We start from the raw sequence: 7,209 nt of genomic DNA on the forward strand, positions 1-7,209 counted from the left end.
GACCCGCCGGCCGGGCCGCCGTCCTGCGGCTCGCCGCCGCCGGCGCCACCGTCGTGGCCGCGGACGCCGACGCCGACCGGCTCGGCGAGGTCGTCGAGGCCGCCGCGTACGCCGGCAGCTCCAGGGTCACGGGCGCCACCGTCGACCTGCTGGACCCCGCCGCGACCCGGGCCTGGGCCGAGCGGACCGAGAAGGACCACGGCGCCGTCGACGGCCTCGTACACCTGGTGGGCGGCTGGCGCGGCTCCAAGAGCTTCGGCGAGACCGACCTCGCCGACTGGGACCTGCTCGACAAGCTGCTGGTGCGCACGGTGCAGCACACCAGCCTCGCCTTCCACGACGCCCTGCTGCGCAGCGGGCGGGGACGCTACGCCCTCGTCAGCGCGGCGGGCGCGACGAAACCGACCGCGGGAAACGCCGCCTACTCGGCCGCCAAGGCCGCGGCGGAGGCATGGACACTCGCCCTCGGCGACTCGTTCCGCAGGGCGGCGAAGGCGGGGGGCGACGCGGAACCGCGTGCGGCGGCTGCGATCCTGGTGATCAAGGCACTGGTGCACGACGCGCTGCGCGCCGAGCGACCGGAAGCGAAGTTCGCGGGCTACACGGACGTCAGGGACCTGGCCGAGGCCGTCGCCGGACTCTGGGGCCGGCCCGCGCAGGAAGTGAATGGACACCGTCTGTGGCTGACGCCCGAACCGAACCGACCCTGAACCAGGCGACGACCGAGACCGACGCCCGCCGCCGCCACGACCCCGCGGTGCGGGGCTTCGCCAGCGACAACTACGCGGGCGCGCACCCGGAGGTGCTGGCGGCCCTCGCGCTCGCCAACGGCGGCCACCAGACCGCCTACGGCGAGGACGACTACACCGCGCACCTCCAGGACGTCGTCAGGGGCCACTTCGGCCCGAGCGCCGAGACGTTCCCGGTCTTCAACGGGACCGGCTCCAACGTCGTCGCACTCCAGGCCATGGTGGACCGCTGGGGCGGTGTGATCTGCGCCGAGAGCGCCCACATCAACACCGACGAGGGCGGCGCCCCCGAGCGGGTGGGGGCGCTCAAGCTCCTCACCGTGGCGACGCCCGACGGCAAGCTCACCCCCGAGCTGGTCGACCGGCAGGCCTTCGGCTTCGACGACGAGCACCGCGCGATGCCGCAGGTCGTCTCGATCACCCAGTCGACCGAGTACGGCACGCTCTACACGCCCGGCGAGATCAGGGCCCTGTGCGCGCACGCCCACGAGCGCGGCATGAAGGTCCACCTCGACGGCGCGCGCATCGCGAACGCGGCCGCGGCACTCGGTGTGCCCGTGCGGGAGTTCACCACCGACGCGGGCGTGGACGTGGTCTCCTTCGGTGGCACCAAGAACGGCATGGTCTTCGGCGAGGCCGTCGTCGTCCTCAACCCGGACGCGGCCCGCGCCGTGAAGCGGCTGCGCAAGCTCTCGCTGCAGCTGGCCTCCAAGATGCGGTTCGTCTCGGTGCAGCTCGAAGCGCTGCTCGCGGGGGACCTGTGGCTGCGCAGCGCCCGGCACTCCAACGCGATGGCGCGGCGCCTCGCCGACGGCGTGAGCGCCGTGGACGGGGTGGAGATCATCTACCCGGTGCAGGCCAACGGCGTGTTCGCCCGGCTCCCGCACGACGTCGCCGTGCGGCTGCAGAAGCAGTTCCGGTTCTACTTCTGGGACGAGGCCGCGAGCGAGGTGCGCTGGATGTGCTCGTTCGACACGACGGAGGAGGACATCGACGCCTTCGTGGGGGCGATCACCGAGGAGATGGCCCGCGAGGCGTAGCCGCCGGGGGCGCGCCGGCCGCCCGGTCGGGGCCGGGTTCTGGCGCCCAGGGGCGGGCCGCGGGCGGGCGGCCGGTGTCACGCCGGCCGCCCGTCCTTCTCAGGCCCCGGCCTCGCGCGCCTCCGCGGCGCTCGGCGCGCTGCCGCCCAGGTGGGCGGGCAGCCACCAGGCGTCCGCCGCGTCCCGCGGCCGGACGGGGTAGGCGCGCTGCGCCGCCTCCAGCATCTCCTGCACGCGCTCGCGCAGCCGGCGGGTGATCGGGCCCGCGTACTCCCCCTCGGGCGCCTCCAGGCGCTCGCCCACCCGCACGGTCACCGGGATGTGGCTGCGCCGGAAGTTGCGCGGCCTGCCCTTGGTCCACAGCCGCTGCGAGCCCCACAGCGCCATCGGGACGAGCGGCACGCCCGCCTCCTGCGCCATGCGCACCGCGCCCGTCTTGAAGCTCTTGAGCGTGAACGACGGGGAGATGGTCGACTCGGGGAAGATGCCGATGATCTCGCCGGAGCGCAGCGACGCCAGCGCGTCCGCGTACGCCTTCTCCCCCCGGTCCCGGTCGACGGGGATGTGCTTCATGCCGCGCATCAGCGGCCCCGACACGCGGTGCCGGAAGACCGAGTCCTTGGCCATGAAGCGCACCAGCCGCTTCTGCGGCAGCGCGGTGAGGCCGGCGAAGACGAAGTCGAGGTAGCTGATGTGGTTGCTGACGAGAACGGCGCCACCGGTGCGCGGGATGTTCTCGCTGCCCTCCAGGTCGACCTTGACGTCCAGGGCAGCGAACACCGACCGGACGAAGCCGATGACCGGCCGATAGACGAGCTCTGGCATCTGGTGGGGACCCTTCTTCTTCGGCATGTCGGCCCGATCGTGCCCGATGAGCGGGGTCATGACCAGCCTCCTCGGCAGTGGGGCGCGAGATACTTGTCACGTCCGCCCCGTAACTGCCCCTTACACGGAATAATCGCAGGCCGCATGCGCGCTGCCGGTCAGTGGGTAGGTATCCGCCGTCCGGGTGGGCCGGGCGGCGACACGAGCAGCTTCGGGTGGGAGGCCACGGTGGACGGGCAGCACGGCGTGAGGGCACTCGGCGCCGCCGAGCTGGGTACCGGACTGGGGGAGCGGGCCACCCTGGTGCACTTCTCCAGCGCGTTCTGCCGGCCCTGCGTGGCCACACGCCGCACGCTCGCCGAGGTCGCGGACATGGTCGACGGCGTGACGCACGTGGAGATCGACGCCGAGAAGCACCTGTCTCTCGTGCGCGCCCTGGAGGTCGAGTCCACCCCGACCGTGCTGGTCCTGGACGCCCGGGGCCGCATCGTGCGCCGGGCGGCCGGGCTGCCGCGCCGCGCCGACGTGATCGCCGCGCTCGGCGAGGCGGTCGCGTGACGGACGTGTACAGGGTCGGCCCGCCCCGTCCGGCGCCCGAGCCGGGCTCCGCCGAACTGCTGCGGTCCGTCTTCCGCCGGCACGCGGCCGGCGTCGCCGTGATCACGGCGGGTACGGAGGGCAGGCCGGTGGGCTTCACCGCCACCTCGCTCACGTCGGTGGCCGCGGATCCCCCGATGGTGTCCTTCGGCGTGTCGACCACCTCGTCGTGCTGGCCGGTGCTGGCCCGTACCCGCTACGTCGGCGTGCACGTTCTCGCCGAGCACCAGCGGGAGCTCGCGGCGACCTTCGCCCGCAGCGGCGCCGACCGGTTCGCGCCGCCGACCTCCTGGAGCTTCGGGCCGCACGGGGTGCCGGTGCTGGACGGCGTGTTGGCGTGGCTGGTGTGCGAGGTCGAGTCCAGGGTGCCGGCGGGCGACCACCGCATCGTCGTCGCGCGCGTCGTCGAGGGGGACCCCTCGGGCTCCGGCGGCCCGCTCGTCTACCACCGGGGCGCCTTCCACGGCCTCGGCCCCGCACGCGACTGAGGTCACAGTTACAAGCGCTTGCTCAGCGGGAATGCGATGGGCGAGCATGCTTCTTACTGGCGAGTAATATCTACGCCGTGGCGGCCGGTCGCCGAGGCCGAACCGCGGTGTGAACGGGCGCATATGCTTGCATTCAACCAAGCAGCCCGTTAACGACGACGGACAGACGTGCAAGGGAGCTGGCGTGAGCTTGAGGATCGTTGTCTGTGTGAAGTACGTGCCCGACGCCGCCGGCGACCGGCACTTCGCGGACGACCTCACGGTCGATCGCGAGGATGCGGACGGTCTGCTGTCGGAGCTGGACGAATACGCCGTCGAGCAGGCGCTGCAGATCGCCGACGAGGCCGACGACGCCGAGATCACCGTGCTGACGGTCGGTCCCGAGGACGCCAAGGACGCGCTGCGCAAGGCCCTTTCGATGGGTGCCGACAAGGCCGTCCACGTCGAGGACGACGACCTGCACGGCACCGACGCGCTCGGCACCTCCCTGGTGCTCGCGAAGGCGATCGAGAAGACCGGCTACGACCTGGTCGTGTGCGGCATGGCCTCCACGGACGGCACGATGGGCGTCCTGCCCGCGATGCTCGCCGAGCGGCTCGGGGTGCCGCAGGTGACGCTCCTGTCCGAGGTCTCCGTCGAGGACGGCACCGTCAAGGGCCGCAGGGACGGCGACGCGGCCACCGAGCGGCTGGAGGCCTCCCTGCCCGCCGTCGTGTCCGTCACGGACCAGTCGGGCGAGGCCCGCTACCCGTCCTTCAAGGGCATCATGGCCGCGAAGAAGAAGCCGGTCGAGTCGCTGGACCTGAGCGACCTCGACCTCGACGCGGACGAGGTCGGCCTCGGCGGCGCCTGGAGCGCCGTCGACGCGGTGACCGAGCGCCCCGCTCGCACGCAGGGCACGATCGTCAAGGACGAGGGCGAGGGCGGCAAGCAGCTCGCTGCCTACCTGGCGGAGCAGAAGTTCATCTGACCCCGCCCCGCGGCCGCCGGGCCCGGCGCCCGGCGCCGCGGCCGCAACGCGCCCCCCAGCCCCCGTACTTCACATTCGCAGGAGAGCAGTCCCATGGCTGAAGTTCTCGTCTACGTCGACCACGTCGACGGTGCCGTCCGCAAGCCCACCCTCGAACTGCTGACGCTGGCCCGCCGCATCGGCGAGCCCGTCGCCCTCGCGCTCGGCTCCGGCGCCGAGGCCACCGCCGCCACGCTCGGCGAGCACGGCGCGGTACGCGTCCTGACCGCCGACGCACCCGAGTTCGCCGACTACCACGTCGTGCCGAAGGTCGACGCGCTCCAGGCCGCCTACGACAGTGTGTCGCCCGCCGCGGTGCTGCTGCCCTCGTCGGGCGAGGCCAAGGAGATCGCGGCGCGCCTGGCCGTGCGCATCGGCTCCGGCCTGATCACGGACGCCGTCGACCTGGAGGCCGGCGACGGGGGCCCGGTGGCCACGCAGTCCGTGTTCGCCGCCGCGTACACCACCAAGTCCCGTGTCTCCAAGGGCACTCCGGTCATCACGGTGAAGCCCAACTCGGCCGCGGTCGAGGCCTCCGCGGCGGCCGGCACCGTCGAGCCGCTCACGGTGTCCTTCGGTGACACCGCCACCGGCACCAAGGTGGTCTCCCGCGAGCCGCGCGAGTCGACCGGGCGCCCGGAGCTGACGGAGGCCGCCATCGTGGTCTCCGGCGGCCGCGGCGTGAACGGAGCCGAGAACTTCTCCCTCATCGAGGGGCTCGCCGACTCGCTCGGCGCGGCCGTCGGCGCCTCGCGCGCCGCGGTCGACGCCGGCTGGTACCCGCACTCCAACCAGGTCGGCCAGACCGGCAAGTCGGTCTCGCCGCAGCTGTACATCGCCTCCGGCATCTCCGGCGCGATCCAGCACCGGGCCGGCATGCAGACCTCGAAGACGATCGTCGCGATCAACAAGGACTCCGAGGCGCCGATCTTCGACCTGGTCGACTACGGCGTCGTCGGCGACCTGTTCGACGTGGTTCCGCAGCTGACCGAGGAGGTCAAGGCCCGCAAGGGCTGACCCCTTCCGCGTCCTTCCAGGGGCCCGGGGCCGCGCGGTACTCACACCGCGCGGCCCCGGGCCCCTGTCGTCAGGTGCGCGCACCGTTGACCCCGCCGCCGCCCCGGTACTACGGTCGGGGCCGTCTTCAACAGAATGTTGAACAGAGGCGCGGCGGCGGCAGAGGGAGCGGGTCCATGGCACAGCGGGCGGAGCACGTCGTCACCAGCCTTCCGGACGGCGTGCGCGAGGAGGTCGACCGGGCCCTCGCGCCGGTCGACGCCGAACTCGAGCGCCGCTACCCGGGCGATCCCGGCACGCGCCGGCCGGTGCACACCGTCTACGTGCCCGCCGATGCGCTCACCGCCGGAACACCGCGCGCCTGGGGCGACGCCGCGCTGGCCGCCCTCGACGAACACGCCCCCGACGCTGCCTCGTTCGCCCGCGCCGTCGGCCTGCCCGGCGAACTCGCGGAGGCCGTGTACGGGCGGGTCCGCGACAAGCTCGCCACCGAGCCCGTCGAGGACCTGCGCATCGACTTCGAGGACGGCTACGGAGCGCCTGGCGACGCCGAGGAAGACCGGGTCGCGGCCCGCGCGGCGCGCCTCGTGCACGCCGCCCACGAGGCCCGTACGGCCCCGCCCTGGACGGGCATCCGGATGAAGTGCCTCGAAGCGCCCGTCCGCGCCCGCGGCCTGCGCACCCTCGACGTCTTCCTCAGCGGCCTGCTCGCGGCGGGCGGCCTGCCCCCGGGGCTCGTGCTGACCCTGCCCAAGGTGACCTACGCCGAGCAGGTCGCCGCGCTGGCCCGGGTCCTGGAGGCGTTCGAGCGCGCGCACGGCCTGCCCGCACGGCGCCTGCGCTTCGAGATACAGATCGAGACGAGCCAGGCCGTCCTGGGCGCCGACGGCACCGCCACCGTCGCCCGGATGATCCACGCGTCCGGCGGTCGTGCCACCGCGCTGCACTACGGGACCTTCGACTACAGCGCCTGCCTCGGCGTCAGCGCCGGCGACCAGTCGAGCGACCACCCGGCGGCCGACCACGCCAAGGCAGTGATGCAGGTGGCCGCCGCGGGCACCGGCGTCCATGTCTGCGACGGCTCCACCAACGTCCTGCCCGTCGGCACCCGCGCCGAGGTCCACGACGCCTGGCGGCTGCACTACGGGCTGACCCGGCGGGCCCTGTCCCGCGCCTACTACCAGGGCTGGGACATGCACCCGGGCCACCTGCCCACCCGGTACGCGGCCGTCTACGCCTTCTACCGCGAAGGCCTCGCGGCCACCGCCCGCCGGCTCGCCGACTACGCGTCCCGCACCGCCGGCGGGGTACTGGACGAGCCCGCCACCGCCAGGGCGCTCGCCGGCCACCTGACGCGCGGCCACATCCACAGGAACCGGGGCGAGTACGCCCGGCCGCACATCGAGTAGTTGCCCGCGCCGTAGGAGCCGCCCACCACGACCGTCAGCTTCGGCACGCGCGCGCAGGCGACCGCCGTGACCATC

Annotated in this window: 8 protein-coding genes and 1 pseudogene; 7 read left to right on the forward strand and 2 right to left on the reverse strand. The window is 73.4% G+C overall.

Annotation, left to right across the window (positions count from 1 at the left end):
• Positions 1–710: SDR family NAD(P)-dependent oxidoreductase (locus tag L1885_RS20045; protein WP_235798547.1), on the forward strand; the 710-nt coding region annotated here is incomplete at its 5' end.
• Positions 680–1,789 carry a threonine aldolase family protein gene (locus L1885_RS20050; protein WP_235798548.1) on the forward strand — a complete coding sequence of 370 codons (1,110 nt, stop codon included), beginning with the start codon at positions 680–682 and terminating at the stop codon, positions 1,787–1,789. The genes L1885_RS20045 and L1885_RS20050, both read left to right, overlap by 31 nt.
• A 99-nt stretch (positions 1,790–1,888) precedes the next feature.
• Here the strand turns inward: L1885_RS20050 and L1885_RS20055 are convergent, their stop codons facing one another.
• Positions 1,889–2,614, reverse strand: a complete 726-nt coding sequence (locus tag L1885_RS20055) for a lysophospholipid acyltransferase family protein (RefSeq protein ID WP_235798553.1) — start codon at positions 2,612–2,614, stop codon at positions 1,889–1,891.
• Positions 2,615–2,758: 144 nt separating this feature from the next.
• Here L1885_RS20055 and L1885_RS20060 point away from each other — a divergent pair, with 144 nt between their 5' ends.
• From L1885_RS20060 to L1885_RS20080, 5 genes are all read left to right on the forward strand, one after another.
• Positions 2,759–3,172, forward strand: a complete 414-nt coding sequence (locus L1885_RS20060; RefSeq protein ID WP_308117360.1) for a thioredoxin family protein — start codon at positions 2,759–2,761, stop codon at positions 3,170–3,172.
• Positions 3,169–3,699, forward strand: coding sequence for a flavin reductase family protein (locus L1885_RS20065; protein ID WP_235798549.1), 531 nt, complete (start codon positions 3,169–3,171; stop codon positions 3,697–3,699). Before L1885_RS20060 ends, L1885_RS20065 begins: the two co-directional genes overlap by 4 nt.
• 184 nt (positions 3,700–3,883) lie before the next feature.
• The gene (locus L1885_RS20070) at positions 3,884–4,669 is read left to right on the forward strand and encodes an electron transfer flavoprotein subunit beta/FixA family protein (RefSeq protein WP_235798550.1); all 786 of its coding nucleotides are present in this window, start codon (positions 3,884–3,886) and stop codon (positions 4,667–4,669) included.
• A gap of 93 nt (positions 4,670–4,762) precedes the next feature.
• Positions 4,763–5,725: an electron transfer flavoprotein subunit alpha/FixB family protein gene (locus tag L1885_RS20075; protein ID WP_235798551.1), complete on the forward strand. Its 963-nt coding sequence runs from the start codon at positions 4,763–4,765 to the stop codon at positions 5,723–5,725.
• Positions 5,726–5,901: 176 nt separating this feature from the next.
• Positions 5,902–7,134 (forward strand): DUF6986 family protein, encoded by a 1,233-nt coding sequence (locus L1885_RS20080; protein WP_235798552.1) that lies wholly within the window; start codon positions 5,902–5,904, stop codon positions 7,132–7,134.
• Here L1885_RS20080 and L1885_RS20085 read toward each other — a convergent pair.
• Positions 7,074–7,209, reverse strand: a pseudogene (locus L1885_RS20085) (carboxyl transferase domain-containing protein); the annotation flags it as partial. The gene L1885_RS20080 and the pseudogene L1885_RS20085 sit on opposite strands and share 61 nt — an antisense overlap.

This window comes from Streptomyces fuscigenes, assembly GCF_021556455.1.
Taxonomy (GTDB): Bacteria; Actinomycetota; Actinomycetes; order Streptomycetales; family Streptomycetaceae; genus Streptomyces; species Streptomyces fuscigenes.